This window comes from Mucilaginibacter sp. RCC_168 (assembly GCF_041355315.1).
Lineage (GTDB): Bacteria > Bacteroidota > Bacteroidia > Sphingobacteriales > Sphingobacteriaceae > Mucilaginibacter.
The window spans coordinates 138001-163145 of the sequence record NZ_JBFUPN010000018.1 but is presented as its reverse complement, the minus strand read 5'-3'; the positions used below and the strand labels follow the sequence as shown (position 1 = coordinate 163145).

The 25145-nt window shown below is 42.4% G+C and carries 23 protein-coding genes; 2 read left to right on the top strand and 21 right to left on the bottom strand.

What is annotated here, in order from left to right; genetic code table 11:
- Positions 1–52 precede the first annotated feature (52 nt).
- A complete protein-coding gene (locus tag AB6735_RS18220; protein ID WP_370997268.1) occupies positions 53–1837 on the bottom strand; it encodes an alpha/beta hydrolase family protein in 1785 nt (594 codons plus the stop codon).
- A 267-nt stretch (positions 1838–2104) separates the two neighbouring features.
- Between AB6735_RS18220 and AB6735_RS18215 the strand changes: the two genes are divergently transcribed.
- Positions 2105–3910, top strand: coding sequence for a tetratricopeptide repeat protein (locus AB6735_RS18215; RefSeq protein ID WP_370997266.1), 1806 nt, complete (start codon positions 2105–2107; stop codon positions 3908–3910).
- 116 nt (positions 3911–4026) lie between these two features.
- Positions 4027–4326, top strand: coding sequence for a DUF4286 family protein (locus AB6735_RS18210; RefSeq protein ID WP_370997264.1), 300 nt, complete (start codon positions 4027–4029; stop codon positions 4324–4326).
- A 354-nt stretch (positions 4327–4680) separates the two neighbouring features.
- Here AB6735_RS18210 and AB6735_RS18205 read toward each other — a convergent pair whose 3' ends face one another.
- The 20 genes from AB6735_RS18205 to AB6735_RS18110 all read right to left on the bottom strand — a co-directional run bounded on the left by AB6735_RS18205 (position 4681) and on the right by AB6735_RS18110 (position 25107).
- Positions 4681–5490, bottom strand: a complete 810-nt coding sequence (locus AB6735_RS18205; RefSeq protein WP_370997262.1) for a flagellar motor protein MotB — start codon at positions 5488–5490, stop codon at positions 4681–4683.
- Positions 5491–5631: 141 nt separating this feature from the next.
- Positions 5632–6297, bottom strand: a complete 666-nt coding sequence (locus AB6735_RS18200) for a DUF2461 domain-containing protein (RefSeq protein WP_370997261.1) — start codon at positions 6295–6297, stop codon at positions 5632–5634.
- Positions 6275–6679 carry a DUF983 domain-containing protein gene (locus AB6735_RS18195; RefSeq protein WP_370997259.1) on the bottom strand — a complete coding sequence of 135 codons (405 nt, stop codon included), beginning with the start codon at positions 6677–6679 and terminating at the stop codon, positions 6275–6277. The genes AB6735_RS18200 and AB6735_RS18195 overlap by 23 nt, the downstream gene beginning before the upstream one ends.
- A gap of 94 nt (positions 6680–6773) precedes the next feature.
- Complete coding sequence (locus AB6735_RS18190) at positions 6774–7052, bottom strand: hypothetical protein (protein ID WP_370997258.1); 279 nt, start codon at positions 7050–7052, stop codon at positions 6774–6776.
- A gap of 184 nt (positions 7053–7236) precedes the next feature.
- Positions 7237–7812 carry a DUF420 domain-containing protein gene (locus AB6735_RS18185; protein WP_370997255.1) on the bottom strand — a complete coding sequence of 192 codons (576 nt, stop codon included), beginning with the start codon at positions 7810–7812 and terminating at the stop codon, positions 7237–7239.
- Positions 7813–8002: 190 nt separating this feature from the next.
- Complete coding sequence (locus tag AB6735_RS18180; protein WP_370997253.1) at positions 8003–8698, bottom strand: SCO family protein; 696 nt, start codon at positions 8696–8698, stop codon at positions 8003–8005.
- Complete coding sequence (locus AB6735_RS18175) at positions 8698–9042, bottom strand: cytochrome C oxidase subunit IV family protein (protein ID WP_370997252.1); 345 nt, start codon at positions 9040–9042, stop codon at positions 8698–8700. The genes AB6735_RS18180 and AB6735_RS18175 overlap by 1 nt, the downstream gene beginning before the upstream one ends.
- Positions 9043–9053: 11 nt before the next feature.
- Positions 9054–9779, bottom strand: coding sequence for a cytochrome c oxidase subunit 3 (locus tag AB6735_RS18170; protein WP_370997251.1), 726 nt, complete (start codon positions 9777–9779; stop codon positions 9054–9056).
- A 22-nt stretch (positions 9780–9801) separates the two neighbouring features.
- On the bottom strand, positions 9802–10386 hold the full coding sequence (locus AB6735_RS18165; protein WP_370997249.1) for a heme-copper oxidase subunit III: 585 nt from the start codon (positions 10384–10386) through the stop codon (positions 9802–9804).
- A complete protein-coding gene (gene cyoE, locus AB6735_RS18160; RefSeq protein ID WP_370997248.1) occupies positions 10383–11246 on the bottom strand; it encodes a heme o synthase in 864 nt (287 codons plus the stop codon). The genes AB6735_RS18165 and cyoE overlap by 4 nt, the downstream gene beginning before the upstream one ends.
- Positions 11243–12304, bottom strand: coding sequence for a heme A synthase (locus tag AB6735_RS18155; protein WP_370997245.1), 1062 nt, complete (start codon positions 12302–12304; stop codon positions 11243–11245). Before AB6735_RS18155 ends, cyoE begins: the two co-directional genes overlap by 4 nt.
- A gap of 138 nt (positions 12305–12442) precedes the next feature.
- Positions 12443–14332 (bottom strand): cbb3-type cytochrome c oxidase subunit I, encoded by a 1890-nt coding sequence (locus AB6735_RS18150; RefSeq protein ID WP_370997244.1) that lies wholly within the window; start codon positions 14330–14332, stop codon positions 12443–12445.
- Positions 14333–14350: 18 nt separating this feature from the next.
- Positions 14351–15547 carry a cytochrome c oxidase subunit II gene (locus AB6735_RS18145; protein WP_370997243.1) on the bottom strand — a complete coding sequence of 399 codons (1197 nt, stop codon included), beginning with the start codon at positions 15545–15547 and terminating at the stop codon, positions 14351–14353.
- Positions 15548–15595: 48 nt separating this feature from the next.
- On the bottom strand, positions 15596–16864 hold the full coding sequence (locus tag AB6735_RS18140; RefSeq protein WP_370997242.1) for a quinol:cytochrome C oxidoreductase: 1269 nt from the start codon (positions 16862–16864) through the stop codon (positions 15596–15598).
- 13 nt (positions 16865–16877) lie between these two features.
- Complete coding sequence (locus tag AB6735_RS18135; protein WP_370997240.1) at positions 16878–17462, bottom strand: cytochrome c; 585 nt, start codon at positions 17460–17462, stop codon at positions 16878–16880.
- Positions 17446–17982 carry a DUF3341 domain-containing protein gene (locus tag AB6735_RS18130; protein ID WP_370997239.1) on the bottom strand — a complete coding sequence of 179 codons (537 nt, stop codon included), beginning with the start codon at positions 17980–17982 and terminating at the stop codon, positions 17446–17448. The genes AB6735_RS18135 and AB6735_RS18130 overlap by 17 nt, the downstream gene beginning before the upstream one ends.
- A 5-nt stretch (positions 17983–17987) precedes the next feature.
- Positions 17988–19460: an NrfD/PsrC family molybdoenzyme membrane anchor subunit gene (gene nrfD / locus AB6735_RS18125; RefSeq protein WP_370997238.1), complete on the bottom strand. Its 1473-nt coding sequence runs from the start codon at positions 19458–19460 to the stop codon at positions 17988–17990.
- A gap of 27 nt (positions 19461–19487) precedes the next feature.
- Entirely contained in the window at positions 19488–22550 is a 3063-nt protein-coding gene (locus AB6735_RS18120) for a TAT-variant-translocated molybdopterin oxidoreductase (protein ID WP_370997237.1), read from the bottom strand.
- 38 nt (positions 22551–22588) lie between these two features.
- The gene (locus AB6735_RS18115; RefSeq protein WP_370997236.1) at positions 22589–23872 is read right to left on the bottom strand and encodes a cytochrome c3 family protein; all 1284 of its coding nucleotides are present in this window, start codon (positions 23870–23872) and stop codon (positions 22589–22591) included.
- Positions 23873–24126: 254 nt separating this feature from the next.
- The gene (locus tag AB6735_RS18110) at positions 24127–25107 is read right to left on the bottom strand and encodes a deoxyhypusine synthase family protein (RefSeq protein WP_370997235.1); all 981 of its coding nucleotides are present in this window, start codon (positions 25105–25107) and stop codon (positions 24127–24129) included.
- Positions 25108–25145: the final 38 nt, after the last annotated feature.

Below are 25145 nucleotides of genomic sequence, written 5' to 3'. Positions count from 1 at the left end.
TTCTGCTTCAGAAAAATTCCGAAATCGAACATCCGAAATCAAAATAAAGATATTAGGGTTTAACCCGCATGTTATAATCCAGGAACTTTTCAATCTCGGTGTACATTTCCATGCGGTTATGTTCATTTTTGAAAAAAGCCCGTTCATTGGGTTTTAAAAAGTATTTAACATCAACATTTCGTTTACGCAGTTCACGCACAAACTGGTTCAGCTCGCTGATGTTGGCCCGCTGATCCTTGGCTCCCTGGAAAATAATTAATGGGGCCTTTATCTTATCGGTATGAAACACCGGCGAAATAGCCCGTAGCTGATCAGCATCTGTTTCGGGATTACCAACCATTTCATATATCATTTTTAAATAGGGCTTTAAAAATGGCGGTGCATCCTTAATAAAAGTAAAAAAGTTAATGAGCCCGTTTTGTACAACGGCACAATTATAAAGCTCGGGATGAAATGATATACCATACAAAGCCGAGAAACCACCAAAGCCATTACCAAAAATGGCTATCTTTTTGGGGTTGGCTATTTTTTGCGCTATAAGCCAGTGTACACCATCGGTTATATCATCCTGTATTTTACCGCCCACCTGCTTAAACCCGGCACTCCTGAAAGCTTTCCCATATCCCGTTGAGCCACGGTAATTCACCTGGAAAACAGCATATCCCCTATTAGCTAAAAACTGTACACGCTCATCATATCCCCAGGAATCCCGGTTGCGCCAAAGCTCATCATGCGGTATAACCACTACAGGTAAATTTGTATGTTTACTACCTTTGGGCAATGTTAAATATCCGTTTAGCAGCAAACCATCGCGCGCTTTGTAGGATATAGCTTGCATGGAGCAAAGCTTTTCCCGTGTTAAAAACGGGTTAACATCACCCAATTTGGTTAACTTATCGGTGTTTTTTTCATACAGGTAATAAGAGCCGGGGTTACGATCAGTATAAGTATTCAGTATAAATTTGTTTTCGGCGCTGTCCCTATCTATTATTCTTATCTCATTACCCTTCAAATCGGGCCGTTGCAGCAGGCTGTTATATATTTGCTTAACAGCAGGAATCAGGAAGTGCTTATGCGGTATCGAATCCTCCCAGGAGGCAAACTCAGCCCGGTGCTTATTTCTGGAGTATTCTACATTCAATATGTCGGCCTTGTTACAGCTAAAAATAGTTTTTTGCTCTTTACCATCTTCAGCATTGATCTCAACCAGAGCCATTTTGTCGCGGTTAACGTTCGATAGGGCGTAGAAATAGTTTTTTATCCCTGTAAACGCAATTGGTCTTACTGAGTTTTTAAAGTTATTTTCAATAATAGGCTTAAAAGGGGCATCATCCCCGGTTCGGTAGGAGATCGTTTCATTTACACCGTCTGATGATTTAACCAGGCGTATCTTACCATCGGCATCAGGAAACCACTCTGTTATATTACCCGGATTGATGAGATAAGGCTTTAATTCGCCAGTTTTTATATTGAGACGATAGATATCAAAATTCGCGGGATCGCGCTTGTTCATTTTGATAGTGATCACATCAGGTTCGCTCTTACTGCGGTTAAGCATGCCTACCTTTACCCTGTTCAATGTCAGTACAGTACGTAGCTTTAGGGATTCCACGTCAATGGCATACATCTCAAAGCTGTCAAAATCAATCGCTTCATGGCTAAAAACCAATTGATTATTATAGGTCCAGAAATAATCAGAGCGTACAGAAAAATCATCAAAAGAGGTCAACATATGCTCTTTACCATCGCTAAGTGATTGTACAAAAAGATTCCTCTTCTCTTTATACGATTTCAGATAAGACACGTACTTGCCATCGGGCGATAGCTTATAAACCATCTTTTCCGGGGCCTTAAAAAAATCGACAATAGGAATTGGCCTTACTTTATTCTTGCAGGAATATAAGGTTAGTACAAAAACAATTAACAATAGATGTCTTACTCGACCCAACATGGTAATCACCCCAATTTTATTATTCTGGTCAAATTAGCTAAATAACTTAATGTTATCAAAATGTCACTACAATTTTACCCACCTGTAACGTTATATAATATTAAAATAAATTCCCCGAAACATAGTAATTATTAATTGACTATTTTTGAGCAAATGAGGGCTTTATTAAATACTGTTATTATTGTTTTGGTGATAACCACCCAGCTTTTTGCGCAGGATAATGACCTGCAATTAGCTAAACAATACGCCACCAATGGCGAACCTCAAAAAGCCCTGGAAATATACCAGAAACTATATAAACAGAACAACGAAGGTTATTACTCCTACTATGTGAACACCCTGCTCAGCCTCAAAAAATTTGATGAGGCCGAAAGTGTGGTAAAAAAGCTGGTACGCAAGCACCCAAACGAACATCAGTACCAAATTACACTGGGCACAGTTTATACCCAACAAGGCAACCTAAACAAGGCCGACGCCATTTATGACGACCTGATCAAAAATCTGCCTGCTGATCGTAATGAGATATCCATGCTCGCCAGTCAGTTTTATCAGAGTTCTAATCTGGATTATGCGATAAAAATATTTCAGCAAGGCCGCAAAACGCTCAATAATAACGAAGCGTTTACTTATGAGCTCATTAATCTTTACCGTTTTAAAAGAGACAAGGTAAACCTTACAGAAGAATACTTGAATTTTTTACCGGCAAACCCCAATTTTATTTCTCAGGCCGAAAACGCATTCTCAACCATTTACGAAGGCGGTCCCGATTATAATATGCTAAAATCGAACCTGCTGCGACGCATACAAAAAGATCCGCAGCAAACGATATATGCTGAGCTGCTTACCTGGCAATTTATGCAACAAAAGGAGTTTGATCAGGCCCTGAACCAAGCCTTAGCTTTAAGCCGCAGGCAAAATGACGATGGCACCAACATTTTTGAGCTTTGCCGCACCCTAAACTCCAATGAAGCTTATGATGCCGCTATCCGTGGATACGAGTATATTATTAGCAAGGGTAAAACATCGCCCATGTACATACCCTCCAAAATCGAGCTCATCAACACGAAGAATTTAAAAGTAACCTCGGGCAAATACCTTCCTGCTGATCTGACCAGTCTGGAGCAGGATTATACCGATCTGATTACCGAATTCGGGCGTAACAACAGTACCGTTTTTGCCATGCAGAAACTGGCTAACCTACAGGCTTTTAAACTGCATAAACTTAGCGAAGCCCAAAAGCTTCTTGAAGACGCGGTAAACATTCCCAATATCAGACCTGAGTTATTAGCTTCCTGCAAGCTCGACCTGGGCGATATATACCTCATCAATAAACAGCCTTGGGAAGCTACCCTCTTATACAGCCAGGTTGAAAAAGATTTCCCCAATACCGATATTAACCAGGATGCCAAATTCCGGAATGCCAAGCTTGCTTACTACACGGGCGATTTTACCTGGGCTAAAGGGCAGCTTAATGTGTTAAAAGCTGCCACATCGCAATTAATTGCCAACGACGCCCTTAATTTACAGCTGTTGATTAATGACAATACCGCTGCCGACAGTGTAGGCAATGCTCTGAAAATATACGCCCGGGCTGATCTGCTGATATTTGCCGAACAATCCGATAAGGCGGTGATGACGCTGGACAGTATCGACAAAAAATTCCCGAACAACAGCCTGGGCGACGATATCCTGATGTCAAAATCAAGGATACTGATACAGCAGAAGAATTATTCCGCCGCCGTACCTCTGCTGAAAAAAATAGCTGAGGATCACCCAAACGACCTCTGGGCCGATGATGCCGTTTTTATGCTGGGCGATATTTATGAAAACCGCCTCGACGACAAAGCCAGCGCCAAAGTCTGGTATGAAAAGATCGTTAAAAACTACCCTGGCAGCCTCTGGATCAACGAGGCTCGCAAACGTTTCAGGCTGTTGCGGGGCGATAATGCGGATTCGTAATTAGTTTATTGGTTCATTAGTTCATTAGTTGAACTCCTATTATCCCAAATGAGCTATTTACCAATAAACTAATGAACTAGTGAACTAATGAACCAATTAATTACTTTTGCACCATCATGATTGTATACAACGATACTATAATAATTGAGGAATCCATTCACGATGAGTGGCTTAACTGGATCAAGACCGTTCATATACCTGCTATAATGGCTACGGGCTGTTTTCAATCCTACAAGATACTAACGGTTATTGATTCGCCGAATGAGGGGGTTACCTATTGCATCCAGTATAATGCTGAAAGTATTGAGCAGTTTCAGCAGTTCTATATGAACCACCTGCATAAATTCCAGGCTATCCATCAGCAGCAGTTTGATGAAAAGTTTGTGATGTTTAATACCCTGATGAAAGAGATGTAATAAAACTTTTTAAACCTTAATTTTTAACACTTTTCGGCCCGAAAATGAGCAAAAATCGCTCGAAAAATACTTAAAAACCATCGTTTTAACATTTTTTAACAAATTTTAATACAGTTTTGAGCAGTTTCAAAAACTTTAAAAAGTATTAATTTATTAATCTGTTTGTGACTATTTTTCCTCTTAACAGAATAGCCCGGCTCTCTAAGATAAGAGCGCTGGGCTATTTTTTTGTATAAATACGCAATGTTCATGGCAGTTCAAATAGCAACGCGAGGAGATTGCTTCGTCGTTCCTCCTCGCAATGACATATTTTTATACATGCGCCCTTCATTCCCCCTTCAGGGGGTTAGGGGGTTATTTGGTGATCAAATTATACAGCTCATCTAATCGTGGAGTGAGCACAATTTCGATGCGCCTGTTTTTGGCGCGGGCCTCGTTGGTTGGGGCCGGATCGATGGGCTGAAACTCGCTTTTGCCGGTGGCTGTTAACCGGTGCGGATCAACTTTTTCAACTTCGGTTAAGTAGCGGGTAACCGAGGTGGCGCGCAGTACGCTCAGGTCCCAGTTATCTTTGATCTGCCCCAGGTTAATTACCTTTTTATCATCGGTATGACCTTCAATAGCCATGTTAATATCGGGTTCTTTGTTCAGTACAACGGCCAGTTGTTTCAGGGCGGCTTTACCTTTATCGTCAATAACAATACTACCCGATGGAAACAGCAGCTTATCGGCCAGCGACACATATACTTTGCCGTTACGGATATCAACCGTTAAGCCGCTCTGCTGAAAGCCCAGCAAGGCCTGTTGTAATTTATTTTTGAGCGCATTGGCGGCTTCATCGCGTTTACGCAAAATATCTTCTACCTCTTTTAAACGGGCCTCGCGTTTTTCCAGATCGGCGGCCAGACGTTTTAATTTTGACGAGCTTGTGTTCAGGTTACTGTTCAGGGCGCTGTTATTATTGCTTAAACTGGCCAGCTCACGGTGCAGGCGCATGGTATCGGCCTTGAGCTGAAAAACCTGGGTTTCCAGTGTTTCGGTTCGGGTGGTTAAGGAATCTCGCTCGGCAATCAAAGCTTTGTAAGCCTTTGGCGACATGATCTTACAGGAGGAGTAAAAAGTAAGACTCAAAGCCAGGGCTAACAGGTAGTAGGTGATCTTCATTGTGATTATGTTTATTTCGGATTTTTAACAGTTATTAATTTTTAATGGTGTTAAAGAGGGGCTTCGCCGTTTCGGATGTTCAAATTCGGATTTATCCTAATTTAGGATTTAGAGCTTAGTATTTAGAATTAAAAAAAACAACTACGCCATCGCATTCCTTAAAAAAACGTTAAGCGGATAGATAAGCTTACAGTCCTGGGCAATTTGTGCCGCCGCGTTCTTCTTAACGATATCTTTATCACTTATCTTATGCCAGGCTATAAAACTTTTAAGCTTCAGCAGATCGATATTTTCGTTATCGGGACTGTACCCCTGCGGAGCGGTTTTTAATTGCTCCTGCGCCCTGAAATCGCCAAACAGCTTAACAAATTCCGGGGAGTCAATGATCTGTTTCAGATCATGCGCGTTGTAATCAATTTCCTGACGTATGGCTTTTAAGTGCGCGGCTTCGGGCATCCAGTATCCGCCGGCTATAAAGGAGTTACCACCAGGCTGGATCTGCAAATAATATTCAGCTCCGCCAAGCTTTGTACCCTGTGTGGGCAGACTGATGCCAAAATTAATTTTATAAGGTGTTTTATCTTTCCGGAAACGGATGTCGCGGTAAATACGCATCACGCATTTTTTGGGATCGAGTGTTTCATCGATCGCCGGGTCTACCCGGTGCATTTCGGTCAATAGCTCAACTGTAAATTCAATTACATTTTCGCGGGCTTTTTCATAGCGCCCTTTGTTTTCTAAAAACCATTCCCGGTTATTGTTTGCTGCGAGATCCTTTAAAAATTCAAGACTTTCCTGGTTTATCATCGGTATCTAAATATGGCTGGTAATGTATCTTGGGTGATAACCAATATAACAATAGTACCCGCGAATATCTGAAATTTATAGGTGCCAATGCAAAGCAACCCAAAATTATGACACTTAGATACAACCAGGGCGAATCGGCATTATGGGTGATGAGAAAGGTGAGCCAGGCCAGGCCCAAAGCTTCGCCTACATTTAAGGCATAGCTTACGTACATAGCGGCATAAAAGTATCCCGGCTCAATTTCAAAGTGTAAATTACAATGCGGGCAATTGAGGTTTATTTTATTAGAAAAGCTGTAGGCACCTCCCTGGAACATATCCCCCCTGCGGCAACGCGGACATTTACAGTGAAGCATAGCCCATGATTTGGGAGTTGGAGGCATGATGATTTGTGTGTTGTGTGGGTCGGGGTTCGAGGAACGAGGTTCGGGGAATGTCAAACATTACACGCGACCCTCGCAACACGAAACGCGCACCTTAATTCAGATGCAGTTTTTCCTTACGGATATTAAGATCGACGTTTTTACGGCGATATTTTTTGTACCAGATAAAACCAACAACGCCGGCTGCCAGGTAAGGCGCCCCTAATAAAAACAAAATACCATTGTTTAAACCTTTGGCAGCATTACCACCGTTTTTGGCATTGGTTTCAACCGTGGCGGCGCATTGCGCGCATTGAGCTTTTACAGGTTGCCTGCTGCAAACCATAAGGCCCAGGGCAAATACAAACAATATAATTTTAAAACCTGTTTTCATACGGGCAAATTTAACTAATTATTCATGTCGCAGCAAGTGGTTTATCAGTATCAAGTAGCGAGTATCAAGTATCAAGACTTTTTACTTTAGCGTATTGATATTTTCATCTTTTCTTTATGCACAATGTTTAAAATCGCGGATCTCCTGTCTTGATACTTGATACTAACTACTTGATACCATCCGATCAAAAATGATAATAAGGCCGTATCATTAAATAAACAATAACGCCAGATGCGGTTACATACAACCATATCGGGAAAGTCCAGCGTACCAGTTTTTTGTGTTTGGCCACCTGCATCTGTAAGCCCCGGTGAAAGCTGAGCAAAATAAGCGGCAATACACCTGCCGCCAGTATAATATGCGGGGTAAGGATACACAGGTACAAAGTACGCATGCCACCGGCAGCGGCTCTTTCTGAATCAGACAGCAAGCCATCGCCATTGATATCGCCGTATAAGATCTCGTTACGCATGAGGTAGTGAAACAACACGTACGATATCAGGAATAATGCCGACAGGCTAAAAGTGAGGATATTCAGATTTTTATGCACTTGGATATTCCCCTGCCTGATAAAGTACAGCGATACCAGTAACAGTATGGTACACGTGCCATTCAACACGGCATTAAGCATGGGCAAATAAGGTGTAAACGATGGCGCAACGGCAGGGCCCGGTATCAAGTGCCTGTTGAGCAAAACAACCAGCGCTATCACTACTATGGTAATCACCGCTACAAAGCGGAATATAAATTTATCAGACATATTATAAATTGTAAATTCTAAATGCTAAATCCGAAGCACTAAACTCTAAATACTAAGAACTAAACTCTAAATACTAAATCCTAAACGACGAAAGCTTCTTTAACACCGGCAAAAATCCGAAATCGAACATCCGAAACGGCGAAGCTCTCTTTAACACCATTAAAAATTAACAAAAGTAAAAAATCCGAAATCAATACAACGGTTTATCAACTTTGCGTAGTTCCTCGGCTATTAATACTTTAATCTCGTCGGTAAGGCGGTTGATATCGTTGGTATTGGCGCCCTTGTAATAGCCGCGGATGCGTTTCTCGGAATCAATCAGTACCAGGTTATCGCTATAAATAAAATCGTCGTCACTTTCCTTCAACGCGTTTACCAGGAAACCCTGGCGGGCAAGTCTGTAGATAGACGTGGTATCGCCGGTTAAAAACAGCCAGCGGTTTGAGGCCGGCTTAAAGCTGTCGGCATATTTTTTCAATACCGATACCGAATCGCGCTGCGGGTCGACAGTGATCGAAGTAAAATATACCATCTTATTTTTACGGTAGGTATCCACCAAATAACTCATATTACGGTTAATGGTGCTGCATACCGCCGGGCAATGGGTATAAAAAAATCCGGCTACAAATATTTTACCCTTAAAGGTTGAATCACTTACCGGTTTACCATCCTGCGCGGTAAGCTTAAAGGCGGGCAGCTGGTGATAGATGGTATCGGGTATGTACTTACCGTGAAATTTGTGCCCGGTTTTGGCCACTATTTTTTGACCGTAAATAGCCAGTGGCTTATACCTGTTCTTACCTTTAGCGGTAAGTAAATAATACAAAAATCCTGGTACTGCTAATATGAGCACCAGGATTACAATTTTTTTCGCTATTGCGGCCATTATCCCCTCAGTGTAATCCAGTGATGGCTTTCGTTAGTCAATACCAGGATCAAACCTATAATAAATAGTATCGGCACAATGATAGACAGGGCTAAACCCACTTTTTCAAACTTTAAGTGCATGAAGAAAGCAACAATATAAAACGCTTTAAACAATGTTAAAACAATGTATACCGGGTTTGCATACTGTATGGCTAAAATTCCTTTTGGCACCAATATTAAAGCGATGATAAACTCTACTGCAGTAATAGCCGATAAGATAAGAGCCACTTTAATGATTCTTCCTTTGGTCATTGTTGCGTGTTCGCCTTCTTCGTGGTGAACTTCTTGTGAATCTGATGACATATAAATATTTTTTATACTAAGTAAAAGAATGTAAATACGAATACCCATACCAGGTCTACAAAGTGCCAGTAAAGGCCCACTTTTTCAACCATTAGATAGCTACCGCGTTTTTCGTAAGTACCCAACAGTACATTAACGGTAATAATGATATTGATGATAACTCCGGTAAATACGTGGAAACCGTGAAAACCAGTGATGGTAAAGAATAAGTTTGCAAATTCCTGCGCCGTTAAATGACGCGTTGCATCAGTACCTGCACCTTCGGTAAAAAACTCTTTTAATTCATGTAATGCTGGAGTACTTCCCCACCAGAAACCTTCATGATGTAAGTGAGCCCACTCCAAAGCCTGGCAACCCAGGAACATAAAACCACCTATAACAGTAGCTATCATCCACCAGATCACTTCTTTTTTAGCGTTACGATGACCTGCTTCCACAGCTAATACCATGGTAACAGAGCTCAGGATCAGGATGAAGGTCATGATACCTACGAAAACCAGTGGCGCGCCATGGTCAATCATACCTGGTACCGATTGGAAAACCTTATCAGCCGCCGGCCATACGCTTGCGCTGAAACGTAATGCACCATAAGAAATCAATAACGATGAAAAGGTAAATGCATCCGAAAGGAGAAAGAACCACATCATTATTTTTCCGTACTCCACATTGAAGGGTGATCTCCCTCCAGACCATGGAGTTGTTTTTATTTCATCAATTTGTGATACTGCTGTACTCATTTGTACTTAATATATGGGTGTATTAATTTTGGTTCAAAAGTAAAAAAACATACAGATAAATCCATATAATTCCGAGAAAATGCCAAAAAATAGAGGTCATTTCCATTTTAAACAGGTTACGCACCTGCGGAATGTTCTTATAGGTACCTATAAGGGTATTCAATAATAACAATATAGCTGCAATTATGTGTAATAAGTGCATCCCCGTAAATATATAAACAAATGAGCGGGACGCGTTTGGATCTGTAAGATACACATTCATTTTGTAGGTTAATACATACCAGGCATAAACCTGTATAGCAAAAAACGCTACACCCAGCGCAAACGTAAGCCATAAAAATAGCTGCTGTTTGGCAAACTGTAATTGTTTGGCGGCTTTGGAGGCCAAAAACAGGGTAATACTGCTGATAATAATTACGGCAGTGCTGTATTTAAACGCATCGGGCATAATTACATTAAGGCCATGCCCCTTCCCACCACTATAAACGATAAACCCGCTGGTTAAAGCCGCAAAAAACATAAACGACGTGAATATAAATATCCACATGTTGAATTTTTTGGGAGCCAGATCAAGCCTGTCGTTATCTTTTTGAATCTGAGCCATCATTTCACTTTTCCTATAAAATCAAACAAAAACATTAACTGCACTACAGGTAAATACATAAAGGAGCCGAACATTAATTTACGGGCTGTCTCTATGGTCTGTGCGCGTAACAGGCCAAAAGCCTGGTATAAGAATATTAAACTGCAAATTAAGGATACCCCGCCTACATAGTAACCGCCATAACCGTAAAAGGTTGGCAGTAAACTTACCGGCAGCAATATCAATGCAAATATAAAGGTAATTATGGCACTTCCTGCATTACGGTTACCGGTTGGTAATAGTCTGAAGCCGGCCAGTTTATAATCATCATCCAACACCCAGGCAATAGCCCAAAAATGCACAAACTGCCATACAAACTGTATCCCGAACAGGATTAGGGCGATCTCATCAATTCTTTCGTGAGCTGCTACATAGCCAATCAGTGGTGGCAATGCACCCGGAATAGCGCCAACAAACACCGCTATAGGCGATTTACGCTTTAATGGTGTATAAGCAAAGGCGTATAACAAAATAGAAAATACAGATAGCAAACCGGTTAGCAGGTTAAGGCTGCCTAACAAATAAGTACCAGCCATGCCCATACCCAAACCCAAAACAAGGGCCTGACCGGTATTCATTTTTCCAGACGGAATCGGGCGATCCATGGTACGCTTCATGAGCTTATCCAGGTCTTTCTCGATGATCTCGTTAAAGCAATTTGCCGCCGAGGTTACCAGAAAACCGCCTACAATTAATTTCACCCAGTTGATCCAGTCGATATGACCGTTAACCTTACTCCCAATCAAAAAAGATATAGATGCCGAAAACACCACCAAAAGGGTGAGCCGCATTTTTACCAGTTTTGAAAAATCCTTCCAATTCATCGGCTTATCCCCCTAACACTAACTGGTTTATATAAATTTAACAGCAAATAAAATTGTGCCCCGAAAATAAGGCTCGCTAACACAATGTGTGCGGCTTGCGCCGCTGGTGGCAAAGCCCAGTATGACAATAATATACCGGTTACTATTTGCAGCATGATCATTAAAAAAGTAAAGCTCATCAATTGCTGATGTACAGAATGACGACCGAAATTCTTGCGTATTAAAGCGTATAGCATTATGTTGAGCACCAATACTAACACGGCCATATCGCGGTGGTGAGTAAAAATATCACCCACGCTGCTGATCCAGTTATTACGATACCCTCCCTGAAAGTGAGCAGCCACCGCATCAACTTGTTCGCGTACCTCGGTGCCAAAAGCTATCTGGAAAATACTGGCCAGTAAAGCAAGTAATGTGATAACGTATACCAGCGTACCGGTATTTATTTTTTTTGTATCCAGTACTTTCGCTCTGTGATAAGTATAGATCAAAATAGCTAATATAGCCAGCGCCAGCAGCATATGTACGGTAACTATCCACGCTACTAAATTGGTAGAAACCACGATAGAACCTAACCATGCCTGAAAACCTACCAGTACAAAGTTAAACAGGCTTAAAAGAGCTATTCGCTTGCTTTGGCTCCAGTAGCTGAAAGCGTATACAGCTGATAAAAACAGGAATAAGCCGGATATGGCACCGATAAGACGGTTGATGTATTCTGTCCAGGTTTTTTCGGCGTTAAATTCTTCGGGAACTAAGATCGATTTATCCTCACGGATCCGTTTGGCCAGGTCGCTGTAACCAAATACATCCAATGTTTTAGCAAAACGTTGATTTTTGGCTAAACGCTGGTCTACATATTTCTGCTTGTAATCTTTTGGCAGATCGGCGCTGCTGGTGGGTGGGATATATCTTCCGAAGCATTTGGGCCAGTCGGGGCATCCCATTCCTGAGCCTGAGCTACGCACAACTCCACCGGCCAGTATCAAAACAAAAAGGATAATGATTGTTGTGAGCGTGACTTTCTGGAACCGGATTTTTGATGCTGATATACCCATTGAAATAGTAAGTGGTGAATAGTGAGTGGTGAGTAGTGAGCGGGAGCGGTGAGCAGTGAGTTTCAGATTAAAACTCACCACTCACTACTCATAACTCAATCACTATTCACTGCTCACTACTCACCACTCCTCAATAAATTATTTTACTTGTTCGTTTGCTTTCAGCGTGCTGTTAAACTTGTTCAGTTCTTCTAAACCTTTAGGGTTATCTTCAAAGTCATGAGGTAAGTTCGAGCTCATGGTTTGCGAGAAAGGAACTGTTTGAGGGATATAATCCTCTTCGGCACCTGGCTTGCTATAATCATATGGCCAACGGTAAACAGTTGGTATTTCGCCAGGCCAGTTACCATGTAAATGTTCAACAGGTGTTGTCCACTCCAGGGTATTTGCTTCCCATGGATTCTGAGTGGCTTTTTTACCGATGAAGATAGAAGATATAAAGTTATACAGGAAAGCTACCTGTGCACAAGCCGCCATAATAGCCGCCCATGTAATAAAGGTATTTACGGTTAACCAGCGTTGCATGCTTACAAACTCGGTAAAGGCATAGTAACGACGTGGTACACCATCCAGACCCATAAAGTGCATTGGGAAAAACACCAGGTAAGCACCGATAAAGGTTAACCAGAAGTGCAGATAGCCCAATTTCTCGTCCATCATTTTTCCAAACATTTTAGGGAACCAGTGATAAACACCCGCAAGCATGCCAAATATAGCTGCCGAACCCATTACCAGGTGGAAGTGAGCAACCACAAAGTAAGTATCATGCAGGTTAATATCCAGTGCGGCGTTACCCAGGAATATACCTGTTAAACCACCTGATATAAAGAATGACACCATACCAATGGCAAACAGCATAGCAGGTGTAAACCTGATGTTACCGCGCCATAAGGTGGCCAGCCAGTTAAATGTCTTTACCGCCGATGGCACCGCGATGATCAGCGTAGTGATCATGAACACACCACCCAGGAACGGATTCATACCCGTAACAAACATGTGGTGACCCCATACGATAAATGATAATACGGTGATACCTATAAGAGAGTAAACCATCGCATGGTAACCGAAGATCGGTTTACGTGAGTTTACTGACATGATCTCTGATGAAATACCCATTGCCGGCATAATTACGATGTATACCTCCGGGTGACCGAGGAACCAGAACAAGTGCTGGAACAGGATTGGGCTACCACCTTCATAAGGTTGTTGTACACCGTTCAGCACAATGTCTGACAGGTAGAAACTGGTACCAAAGCTGCGGTCAAATATCAGTAACACCACACCTGCTACTAATACAGGGAATGCCAGGATACCTAATATGGCGGTAAGGAATAAAGCCCAGATAGTTAAAGGCATTTTCCAAAGGTCCATACCTTTTGTACGCATGTTCAATACGGTACTTACATAGTTAATACCACCCATTAATGAAGATGCTACGAACATTACCATACTGATGAGCCAAAGGGTCATACCTTCGCCCGAACCCGGCATCGCTTTTGGTAGTGCCGATAATGGCGGATAGATCGTCCAGCCACCGCTGGCGGGCCCTTTTTGAACCAGGAACGATGACAACATCACCACACTGGCTAAAAAGAAGAACCAGTAGGATAACATGTTCATGAACGGAGATGCCATATCACGTGCACCCACCTGAAGAGGTATCAGCAAGTTGGCAAAAGTACCGCTCAAGCCGGCTGTTAACACAAAGAATACCATGATGGTACCATGAATGGTAACCAGCGACAGGTAAAAATCGGCGCTTATACGACCGTTAGGTGCAAAACGACCCAACAATGTGGTTAACAATGGGAAAGTTTTTTCAGGGTATGCTAACTGGATCCTGAACAAAATAGACAATATCATTGCAATAACTGCCATGGTGATCCCTGTGATCAGGAATTGCTTGGCAATCATTTTATGATCCATACTAAATACATATTTAGACAGGAACGATTGGTTATGATGATGTTCGTGACCGTGATCGTCGTGATGTGCTACTCCGTGGTCGTGAACTGCTAATGTTGACATATCGCTTCTCTTTCTATATTAATTATTTAACGCTAACCTATTTTGTGACTCTTTTTTTGGCTGATCCGCAGCGGCAAAATGTAATTCCTTTCTTAAAGCATCGCTCAAGTAAGGTTTTTGTCTTGACAGCCAGGCCTGATATTCGGCTTCGGTAACCACACGTACAACTTTTTGCATGTTATAGTGACCGCCACCGCATATTTTGTTGCAATAAACCAAGTATTCAAATTTAGGATCGTCAAGCTGGGTGCGCATTTGCGCGGTAGTAATAGTTGGGGTAAACTTAAAGAAGGTTGGTAATCCCGGAACCGCGTTAAGCTGAACCCTGAAATGAGGCATGTATACAGAGTGTATTACATCTAACGCCTGGATATTTAACCTAACTGATTTATTAACCGGAAGATACATGGTATCAACCTGCAAGTCATCAAAGCTGCTGCGTTTTTTAAAGTTAACACCTAATTTGTTGGCGGCAGTTACCAGCCTGAAATCTTTAGGCCCTAACTTGCCGTCTTTGCCGGGGTAACGTAGTTCCCAAGCAAACTGATGACCGGTAATGTCAACATTGATAGAAGCAGGTTCACCTTTGGCATCGGTGTTATCCATAATTTTTTGCCAGGTGAAAAAGCCAAACACAACCAGTATAGTTAAAACGATGGCCGGTGCAATTGTCCAGATCTTTTCAATGGTATTGTTATGCGGCAGGAAGTGAGCCCGGCGCTTATCAGAATGCCTGTATTGGAATAAAAATCCAAACAACAATATCTGGGTTACGAAAAACACGATCATGGTTAAAACTGTAGTGACGGTGAACATCTCATCAATTTTAACACCATGTACAGAAGCAGCCTCTGGCAGGGTCATGCTACCTTGTACTGTAAACGACCAGTAGGCACCGTATAAACCTGCTATCAGGAACACCAGGCAAACTACGGCCATAACCGTGTTCCATTTCATGCCTTTTTTGCCTTGTATTTTAAGTGTAAGATCGTATATCTTCAGAATTTTACCTATTACAGCTACGCCAAGGCATACCAGGAAAAATAAAAGCAAATAGTACGCAACACCGGTCCAATCAACCTGAGGTGCATCCGGTTGTCCTCCGGTATTTGCTGTAGCTTCTGTTTGCGCCATCAGCAGGTTTGTGCCCAAAAGCATAAACGCTGTGATAAACGATAGTAATGTTTTAGACTTTATAAGTTTTCTGAATCCCATTTTAATGTCAGTTTGGTATTCTGTATTTTGTTGCAAAAATAACAATTATTATATGTGATGATGAAGGCTCTCCTGCAGGAACGGATGTTTTTTAGGAACAAGCGACTTGAACTTGCTTAAAGCATTCAACATCAAGTAAGTAAACAAACCGGCAAATCCTATGGCAACACCAATTTCAATAGGCGTTATCTGAGACCACCATTCGCCATGCGCACCTATAGTACCCGGCATAATCATGATAAAATAATCAAGCCAGTGACCAACGATCAAAATGATACAGGTAGCTTTCAATACGCTTGTAGCACGTTTTGAATCACGTGACATGATGATCAGCAACGGTGCCATAAAGTTCAGGATAATGGTTAACCAGAACCATGGTTTAAATTCAGGCTCCCATCTTCTCAGGAAGTAAACACTTTCTTCGGGGATGTTAGCGTAGTAGATCAGCAGGAATTGTGCAAACCATACATAGGTCCAGAATATCGAGAAACCAAACATTAACTGGCCCAGGTTATGCAGGTGATCCTGTGTGATCCATTGCATGTAACCGCTCTTTCTTAATAATATAATGGTTAAAGTGATAATTGATAAAGTACTTACCCACATGGCAGCAAAGTTATACCAGCCAAACATAGTGGAGAACCAATGTGCCTCTAATGACATTACCACGTCAAATGAAAATACCGGTTGAGTAAAACCAAAGATTACCAGGAATGCAGCCGAAATAGTGAAGCTCTTTTTGTAATAGAACAAACCACCCAATTCGTCTTCAGTTTCAGAATATTTAGCCAGTAACCAGCCAAATATGGCATAGGCACCTAAAAACACAACTATACGGATCAAAAAGAACGGCATGTTCAAAAACCCGGATTTACCTGCCAAAACAGGATCATAGTTTTCACTGCCCGGAGTAGTAACCCCCTCTAAGTGCCATAATTTATATAAATAAGGGGCCACAGCTTCCTTACCTTCTCCAACTTCGGTATGGTGAGTTAAATTTAAACCCGCTATGATGATAACAAGTAATATTACCGCAGCTATTGGCAATACCCTGGCAAAGGCTTGTGGTACACGCAACAAAGATGCCGACCAACCTGCTTGCGCTACATACTGCAGGGCGCAGAAAAATACACCGGCCGTGCAAACGCAGGCAAAGTAATAACCACACAGCAATAAATTAGCAAATGTGCGCTCACCATGACCGAGTAAAAAACCACCGGCTATGGTTATTACACCAACAACTATGGCAGCTAAACTCCATGTTTTTGCCTTACCGGTAAAAACAAATTGCTCGTCTAAACTATTATGAGTATTCATTCAGTTCTAATTCTTATAAAGTTTGTAAATGGTGAACATACATGATCACTTTCCAGCGTTCTTCCGGGGCCAGCTGTGAAGCGTATGAACCCATTGCATTTACACCGTAAGTAATGGTATGGTATATTTTACCGTCTGTTAAGTCTTTCATGGCACCACCACGTGATGATTGTCCTTTTGAATAGGATGGCGGCGGCGGATAACCATGCTGTGTTACCAAACCATCACCCTGACCATTAACACCATGACATGGAGAGCAAAAATGTTCAAACAAAATTTTTCCTTCTTTATAGTTTGCCTGGGTTTGGGCCAGTACACTTTTTACTTCAACGCTTGCCAGTTCATATCCATCTTTTGTGTTTGGATAATCAAACTTGGTAAAACCTACCGGTATAGTTCCGGCTGGCGGTACCTGCGCGGTTTTGCCATCCTTAAAATTCGGGTTCTTTTGATCCGGATCGTATGCGATATGCTCGTACATATTAGGCGCGTACTCCCATCCGGTACTCCTTTTATCTTTGCACGACGTTACTACAATCGAAGCAGCGATAATGATAACTATTGTTCCTAATATTCTAAATTTATTCATAGCTAACATATTTTCTGTCGTTATGCTTAACTTCACTTGCCCCTGCTTCTTTTAATATTGTGTTGATATCCTCGTGTGGAACATTTCCTTTTGCGTCAATAGCTATCACAAACTTGTCGTTGGTAGCTCTCAGGTCCATTACTCTTGGTGCACGACCCGGGAAAAGGTGCGTAGCGAAAAAGAAGGTAAAGGCCATACCGTATGATGCGAATAATACTGTCCACTCAAAAGTTACGGGGATAAAATCGGGGATAGCGAAAAAGTTTTTACCGCCGATATCCATTGGCCAGTCATGTACCAGGAAGTAATAAACCAAAGTAAAAATGGTTGTACCGCCCATACAGCCGAACATAAAGGCCGCGTAACCTAATCTGGAATCCCTGATACCCAGTTTAGCGTCGATACCGTGGATAGGCATTGGCGTGTAAACATCGTAAATAGGAACACTATTTTTTTGTAGTTTGTCAATCCCGTGCATCAGATCATCGGGATCATCAAAAATGCCTAATATATATTTGGTGCTACTCATCTTTATTATGCTTTTTCGTATTCAGAATGGTCAATACTATCAAATTTGATCAGGTTCTCTTTGTAGAACTCTACATGGGCCGGATCAAGGTGACCTTCGGCAATTTGTTTCTTCTTAGCCTGCTCACTCGCGCTCTTCAGCAGTAATTTCACTTCCGCAATCGCTACAGAAGGCATCACCCGGATGAACAACAGGAACATGGTAAAGAATATACCGATCGATCCAACAAACACACCTACGTCAACCCAGGTTGGGTAAAACATGGCCCAGCTTGAAGGAATGTAATCGCGGTGTAAGGAAACAACGATGATCACAAAACGCTCAAACCACATACCTATATTTACAATGATAGATAGTACCCATGAAATTGGGATATTGGTTCTAACTTTCTTTGACCACATCATCTGGGTCATCAATACGTTACAGCCATACATCATACAGGCAGCCCACCAGTACGGACCGATAAACCTGTTTAAGAAGGTGTATTGCTCATATTCGCCACCAGAATAGTAAGCGATAAAGAACTCCGTGATATACGCCACACCTACTACCGAACCTGTTACCAGGATAATCTTGTTCATCGATTCGATGTGGAACATGGTGATGTAGTTTTCCAGACCTAATACTTTACGGGTTACCAGTAACAGCGTTTGCACCATGGCGAAACCTGAAAAGATAGCTCCCGCAACGAAGTATGGAGGGAAAATGGTAGTATGCCATCCCGGTTCAAGGGATGTGGCAAAGTCCATAGATACGATGGTGTGTACCGAAAGTACCAGTGGTGTTGATAAACCTGCTAATATTAATGATACGGTTTCAAAACGCTGCCAGGTTTTAACTGAGCCTGTCCAGCCGAATGAAGCTACCGAATAAATACGGCGGCGGATACCGGTTGCGCGGTCACGGATAGAAGCCATATCCGGCAATAAACCTGTGTACCAGAATACCAGTGAAACCGAGAAGTAAGTTGATATCGCGAATACGTCCCAAATCAGCGGTGAGTTAAAGTTAACCCATAATGAGCCGTACTGGTTTGGTAAAGGCAATGAATAAACAGCCATCCACGGGCGGCCCATGTGAGCGCCGATATAGGTGGCCGCGCAAATTACCGCGAAGATAGTCATCGCTTCGGCCGAGCGGTTAATAGAGTTACGCCAGTTTTGACGGAATAGTAATAACACAGCCGAGATCAGCGTACCGGCGTGACCGATACCTACCCACCACACGAAACCGGTAATATCCCAGGCCCATCCTACTGTTTTATTTAATCCCCATGACCCGATACCGTACCAGAAGGTGTAGCTGATGGAGAATACCCAAAGTAATGCTCCGAGTGAGGCTACCGTAAAACCGATCCACCAAGCTTTACTTGGCATATTTTCTACGGGACGTAATATATCGTCAGTGATCTGACCATAGGTAATGTCATTACCCGTTATTAACGGTTCCCTTATTATTGATTCACTATGAGATGCCATATATTTTAATCTCTGTATATAAAAATTTTAAGCCTCTAATTCAACTGCGTTTCTAACCTTTACCTGGTAACCGATACCTGGCTGTACGTTTAACTCTTCCAGCACGTAGTAAGTTCTTTCGCTCTTCAGTGCTTTTGAAACTTCTGAATTAGGATCGTTTCTGTTACCAAAAACAATAGCGTTTGCAGAACATGTTTGCTGACAAGCCATTTTGATCTCGCCGTCTTTAAGCGGGCGTTTTTCAATTTTAGCTTTCAGTTTACCAGCTTGTATACGTTGTACGCACATAGAGCATTTTTCCATTACACCGCGGAAACGGGTAACAACATCCGGGTTTAACACCAGTTGAGTATGCTCATTGTTCAGGTAGTTATCAAAACGTGAATCGTTCCAGTAGTTGAACCAGTTAAAGCGGCGTACTTTGTAAGGGCAGTTATTTGCGCAATAACGGGTACCCACACAACGGTTGTATGCCATCTGGTTTAAACCTTCTGATGAGTGTACGGTTGCTAATACCGGGCAAACTGTTTCGCAAGGTGCGTGGTCACAGTGCTGACAAAGCATTGGCTGATGCACTACGGTTACGTTATCAAAGGCATCATCCTTTAATTTGTCTATTTCGTACTCCTCGGTAATGTTTTCACCTTTTTCTTCGTAGCTGTAATAACGGTCGATACGAATCCAGTGCATTTCGCGGCGGCGGCGTACCTCGTCTTTACCAACTACAGGAATGTTATTCTCCGCGTTACAAGCTACCACGCAGGCACCGCAACCGGTACAGGCGTTCAGGTCGATAGCCATAACCCAGTCATAAACCGGGCGATCGTGGCTTGGTACATCCCATAAGCTCTCTTCGTCATAGTTCTTATGGCCTTTTTCATTACCACTGTGAACAGCTGGGTTCTTTTTGTATTCGGCAAATTTAGCTTCGCGGATTACACTACGACCCTCGTAAGAGTGGTGCGTTTGTGTTTGCGCAAGCGGTGATTTGATACCTGTTGGATTAAATTCGGTAACTACAGCGGTAGTTTGGAAAGTTCCGTTACGGAAGCTGTAGAAAGGGAACGCGTTTTTACCTACGTTATCACCTACCGGACCGGCATTGGTACGACCATAACCAACAGCTATAGATACAGTACCTTGCGCCTGACCAGGTTGGGCCAGTACAGGTAACTCAACAGTGTAACCGTTAGCGGTTATTTTGATCACATCACCTTCGCTCAGTTTTAATTTTTTGATATCGGCAACAGAAACAGCTACAAAGTTATCCCAGGTAACTTTCGAAACCGGGTCTGGCAATTCCTGTAACCATGGGTTGTTGGCACGTTTACCATCGCCTATGGCAGGTGATTGATAAACCTGCAATTCAAACTTACCATCACCAGCCGCGATTGAAGCGCTGTGTGTCAGGATAGTTTGCGCTACAGCATTCAGATCACGGTTAAAAGTGTAAGTACCTGCAGTGTTCGGTGTAGTTTTGATCATACCGGTCTGCAACAGGGTTTCCCAGCCTTTTTGGCCAGATAAACCACCTTTGGCAAGCAGGTTATCGTTCCAGTTGTTACGAACGAAGGTATAGTAATCTTTAACCGGGTTTTGTGCCCATACCAGTAAGCTATGCTCGGCCTGGCGGGTGTTATATACCGGGTTAATGGTTGGCTGTATAACAGTATAGTAACCTTCAACGGCGTTAGCATCGCCCCATGACTCCAGGTAATGGTGGTTTGGCGCTATTACATTGGATACTAAAGCGGTTTCATCATCATGATCGGCAAAGGATACTCTCAAACGTGCCTTAGCCAGCGCGTCTTTAAATTCTTTCGCTTTAAAGTAATCGTAAGCCGGGTTAACGTTCAGGAATAATACACCTGCAACTTCACCTCTGCCCAACTCATTTACAAACTCAACAAACTCAGCATCGTTACCGGCGTATTGTTTTGATGGATTATCCAGATCGATAGTAGTACCGTAGCTGCCCAGCAGGGAGTTGATGGCATTTACTAAAACCTGTGTAGCTACATCATTTGAACCTGCTACTACCAAAGCTTTTCCTTTAGCGGCAACCAATTCTTTAGCGGCAATAGTAATAGCGTTCTCCGCTGCTTTGCTGCTTAATTTTTTTGAACCAGGTAAAGTAGTACCAGAAATAGCATTGTATAAGTTGATGATAGCGATACCTTCTTCTGATGGTTTGATCGCTAAACGGTTATCGGCATTGGTACCGGTAAGGCTCATACCGCTTTCAAACTGGATGTGACGTGACATCTTTTTGCTTTCCAGCGATTTGTTATTACGGTTTGATACGTACTGACGGGTAAACTCTTCACCAGAGATCCAGGTTCCCAGGAAATCGGCGCCAAAGCTTACAATTACATCTGCTTTATCAAAGTTGTAATGTGGTATTACGGCTTTACCAAAGCTGTTTTGGTTGGCTTGTATAATGCCTGTGTAGGATACGGCATCGTAAGTAACATGTTTAGCAGTTGGATATTGCTTAATAAATTCGGCAATTACAGCTAAAGTAGAAGGGCTGTTGATGCTTGATGTTACCAAACGGATGTTTTTACCGGCTGCTTTGATAGCGGCCAGTTCTTTGATCACAAAAGCATCGATCTCAGACCACCCGGCTTCACCGCCGTTCAGTTTTGGATCTTTTAAACGGTTTACATCATACAGATCCAAAACCGAAGCCTGAGCCTGCGCGCTTAAGCCGCCTTTTGAAAAAATATCGTTAGGGTTACCCTCAACCTTAATAGGGCGACCTTCACGTGTTTTAACTAATATGGCCTGTCCCTCGTAACTTGAAGAATAGTAGTTTGCTACGCCCGGTGTAACCTCTTCAGGTTTGATCAGGTAAGGGATTGATTTATGTACAGGTACACGCTGACAAGCTGCCAGGGTAACCGCTCCTACACCAAACCCAAGCGCCTTTAAAAAGTCGCGACGTGGGGTTTTAGCAGATAAACCATCTCCGCTGAGTATTTCCTCAATTGGAATAGGCTCGGCAAATTCGTTTTTATTTTTCTCAACAAATTCTGGTGTTCTGTTTAGTTCTTCTAAACCTTTCCAGTATTTTTTATTGCTGTCCATTTAAGTTATATAAACTGTAATGCTAAAATTCTTATTTATTAATAGTGGCACTTGCCGCACTCGATACCGCCTAACACTGCGGCTGTAACTTTCTCGCCCTTCTTGATCTTATCGTGAGCAGCAAGTATGCTATCGTAGTAAGCGTTTCCTTTACCGTTAACTTCTGTACGTTTGTGGCACTGGATACACCATTTCATAGTTAATGGCGAATACTGATAAACCTCTTTCATGGTTTGAACCGGGCCATGGCAGGTTTGGCATTTGATGCCGCCAACCTTAACGTGCTGTGAGTGGTTAAAGTAAGCCAGATCCGGCAGGTTGTGAACGCGTATCCACTGGATAGGTTTAGCCTGGGTGCTGTCATACTTTTGAGTTTTTGGATCATAACCCAAAGCATCGTATATTTTATGTATCTCCGGCGACTCGGTTTTAACAACCTTGTGGCAGTTCATACAAACGTTAAGCGAAGGAATAGAAGCGTTCTTTGATTTGTAAGCGCCTGAGTGGCAATACTGACAATCAATTTTCATGGTACCTGCGTGTAACTCATGTGAGTATTTAATAGGCTGTACCGGTTGGTAACCTGTGTGCACGTTAGTGTTCCACAAGGTAACCCATCCCCAGCTGCCCATAGCAAGTGTACCGCAAAGGATAATGAAGAATACCAGCTTCTTATTTTTAAGGATCCTTTTGATCAGGTCTTTTTTCTTAGCCTCGGCTACTTCTTCGGCAGTTGGTTCAGCTTCTTCGTCAATTACAACACCTTTACCTTTTAACAGCAGGCGCTCTAAAGTGGCTACAACCCTGTTTAATACCAGTATTACAATAAATGCAATAATGATAACAGCTACCAAACCCCAGATAACCATACTGCTTGGACCGGTTTCAGCAGCCGCAGTTTTACCATCGCCGGCACCTGGTTTTGGAGCAGACTGCATGGTTTTCCATTCAGTACGCACATAATCTATAACGTTAGTTACATCAGCGTCAGAAAGTTCGGTAAATACCGTCATCCCTGCCTGATTGAACTTGTTATAGATCGCCAAAGCTTTAGGATTCTTGGCAGCGATCAAAGCCTGGTTGTTCTGGATCCATTTGATCAGGTACTTGTCGTCCGTTTCTTCAGTAAGCTGCGGACCCAAAGCAGGGCCAATTAATTGCTGATCGATCTTATGACAGGCAGTACATTTGGATTTGAAGATGGCTTCGCCTTTAGCCGCGTCGGCCTGAGCATAAGCATTTGAAAAACCCCAAAAAGCAAACCCGGCAATTAGAAGAACCGACCTTGAGAATTGTTTAAAAATCAATGAGAAATTTCTCATAAAGTGTATTTATGCTAAATAATTTTTATATTAATGTTTGAAACCGCTGTAAAGATGTACGCTCCATCTCATTATTTCAGGCACAAAAGTAAAATTTATTACAGTATCGCTGACACATAAATGACAGTAACCTATAATTTATAATCGTTCTAAATAACTACAAAAAGCCTTTTAAACAACGCAGGGAGGCTTTTTGGCCAACAATGCAATTTTTCAAACACCAAACTGCATTGCCGGCATATTTGAATTTTAAATTATTGTTTTAATATCCAGGCAAATATCAATGGTGCAACAATGGTTGCGTCGCTTTCTACAATAAACTTAGGGGTATGTATATCCAGCTTGCCCCAGGTTATTTTTTCGTTGGGTACCGCCCCTGAATAAGAGCCATACGAGGTAGTTGAATCTGATATCTGGCAAAAGTAGCTCCAGAACGGGACGTCATGCATCTCCATATCCTGGTAAAGCATCGGTACCACGCATATCGGGAAGTCGCCGGCTATGCCGCCGCCTATCTGGAAAAACCCTATTCCCTTGCCCGATGAGTTTTTGGTATACCAGTCGGCAAGCCAGGCCATATACTCAATACCGCTCTTCATGGTTGAGGCTTTGATCTCACCTTTGATCACATAGGAGGCAAAGATGTTACCCATAGTACTGTCTTCCCATCCTGGTACAACAATAGGCAGGTTTTTTTCGGCAGCGGCCAGCATCCAGGAGTTCTTTGGATCTATTTCATAATACTGCTCCAATTCGCCGCTTAATAATATCTTGTACATGTATTCATGCGGAAAATAACGCTCACTGCTGTTATCAGCATCTTTCCATATTTTATGGATATGTTTTTGTAAACGACGGAAAGCCTCTTCCTCAGGGATACAGGTATCGGTAACACGGTTATAATGGTTCTCTAGCAGATCCCACTCTTCCTGCGGACTCAGGTCACGATAGTTAGGCACTCTTTTATAGTGTGAGTGCGCCACCAGGTTCATGATATCCTCTTCCAGGTTGGCGCCTGTACAGGAAATAATGGCGATTTTATCCTGACGGATCATTTCGGCCAGCGAAATGCCCAGTTCGGCCGTACTCATGGCACCGGCAAGGGTAACCATCATTTTGCCACCTTCGTCAAGGTGTGTTTCATATCCTTTTGCCGCGTCCATTAATGCTGCCGCGTTAAAATGCAGATAGTTTTTTTCAATAAACTGCGAAATAGGTCCTCTTGTGATGCTCATAGTATATCAATAAAATTTCGGCACAAAAGTAGGGATTT

What these genes read in the sequence shown, in the direction of transcription:
- AB6735_RS18210 (WP_370997264.1), top strand. Translation starts at nt 4,027, where the DNA reads ATGATTGTATACAACGATACTATAATAATTGAGGAATCCATTCACGAT.
- nrfD (WP_370997238.1), bottom strand. Translation starts at nt 19,460, where the DNA reads ATGGCATCTCATAGTGAATCAATAATAAGGGAACCGTTAATAACGGGT.
- AB6735_RS18145 (WP_370997243.1), bottom strand. Translation starts at nt 15,547, where the DNA reads ATGGGATTCAGAAAACTTATAAAGTCTAAAACATTACTATCGTTTATC.
- AB6735_RS18190 (WP_370997258.1), bottom strand. Translation starts at nt 7,052, where the DNA reads ATGAAAACAGGTTTTAAAATTATATTGTTTGTATTTGCCCTGGGCCTT.
- AB6735_RS18135 (WP_370997240.1), bottom strand. Translation starts at nt 17,462, where the DNA reads ATGTTAGCTATGAATAAATTTAGAATATTAGGAACAATAGTTATCATT.
- AB6735_RS18130 (WP_370997239.1), bottom strand. Translation starts at nt 17,982, where the DNA reads ATGAGTAGCACCAAATATATATTAGGCATTTTTGATGATCCCGATGAT.
- AB6735_RS18175 (WP_370997252.1), bottom strand. Translation starts at nt 9,042, where the DNA reads ATGTCATCAGATTCACAAGAAGTTCACCACGAAGAAGGCGAACACGCA.
- AB6735_RS18220 (WP_370997268.1), bottom strand. Translation starts at nt 1,837, where the DNA reads ATGGTTTATAAGCTATCGCCCGATGGCAAGTACGTGTCTTATCTGAAA.
- AB6735_RS18180 (WP_370997253.1), bottom strand. Translation starts at nt 8,698, where the DNA reads ATGGCCGCAATAGCGAAAAAAATTGTAATCCTGGTGCTCATATTAGCA.
- AB6735_RS18120 (WP_370997237.1), bottom strand. Translation starts at nt 22,550, where the DNA reads ATGGACAGCAATAAAAAATACTGGAAAGGTTTAGAAGAACTAAACAGA.
- AB6735_RS18110 (WP_370997235.1), bottom strand. Translation starts at nt 25,107, where the DNA reads ATGAGCATCACAAGAGGACCTATTTCGCAGTTTATTGAAAAAAACTAT.
- AB6735_RS18185 (WP_370997255.1), bottom strand. Translation starts at nt 7,812, where the DNA reads ATGTCTGATAAATTTATATTCCGCTTTGTAGCGGTGATTACCATAGTA.
- AB6735_RS18155 (WP_370997245.1), bottom strand. Translation starts at nt 12,304, where the DNA reads ATGGGTATATCAGCATCAAAAATCCGGTTCCAGAAAGTCACGCTCACA.
- AB6735_RS18165 (WP_370997249.1), bottom strand. Translation starts at nt 10,386, where the DNA reads ATGATGGCTCAGATTCAAAAAGATAACGACAGGCTTGATCTGGCTCCC.
- AB6735_RS18170 (WP_370997251.1), bottom strand. Translation starts at nt 9,779, where the DNA reads ATGAGTACAGCAGTATCACAAATTGATGAAATAAAAACAACTCCATGG.
- AB6735_RS18195 (WP_370997259.1), bottom strand. Translation starts at nt 6,679, where the DNA reads ATGCCTCCAACTCCCAAATCATGGGCTATGCTTCACTGTAAATGTCCG.
- AB6735_RS18140 (WP_370997242.1), bottom strand. Translation starts at nt 16,864, where the DNA reads ATGAATACTCATAATAGTTTAGACGAGCAATTTGTTTTTACCGGTAAG.
- AB6735_RS18115 (WP_370997236.1), bottom strand. Translation starts at nt 23,872, where the DNA reads ATGAGAAATTTCTCATTGATTTTTAAACAATTCTCAAGGTCGGTTCTT.
- AB6735_RS18215 (WP_370997266.1), top strand. Translation starts at nt 2,105, where the DNA reads ATGAGGGCTTTATTAAATACTGTTATTATTGTTTTGGTGATAACCACC.
- AB6735_RS18200 (WP_370997261.1), bottom strand. Translation starts at nt 6,297, where the DNA reads ATGATAAACCAGGAAAGTCTTGAATTTTTAAAGGATCTCGCAGCAAAC.
- AB6735_RS18205 (WP_370997262.1), bottom strand. Translation starts at nt 5,490, where the DNA reads ATGAAGATCACCTACTACCTGTTAGCCCTGGCTTTGAGTCTTACTTTT.
- cyoE (WP_370997248.1), bottom strand. Translation starts at nt 11,246, where the DNA reads ATGAATTGGAAGGATTTTTCAAAACTGGTAAAAATGCGGCTCACCCTT.
- AB6735_RS18150 (WP_370997244.1), bottom strand. Translation starts at nt 14,332, where the DNA reads ATGTCAACATTAGCAGTTCACGACCACGGAGTAGCACATCACGACGAT.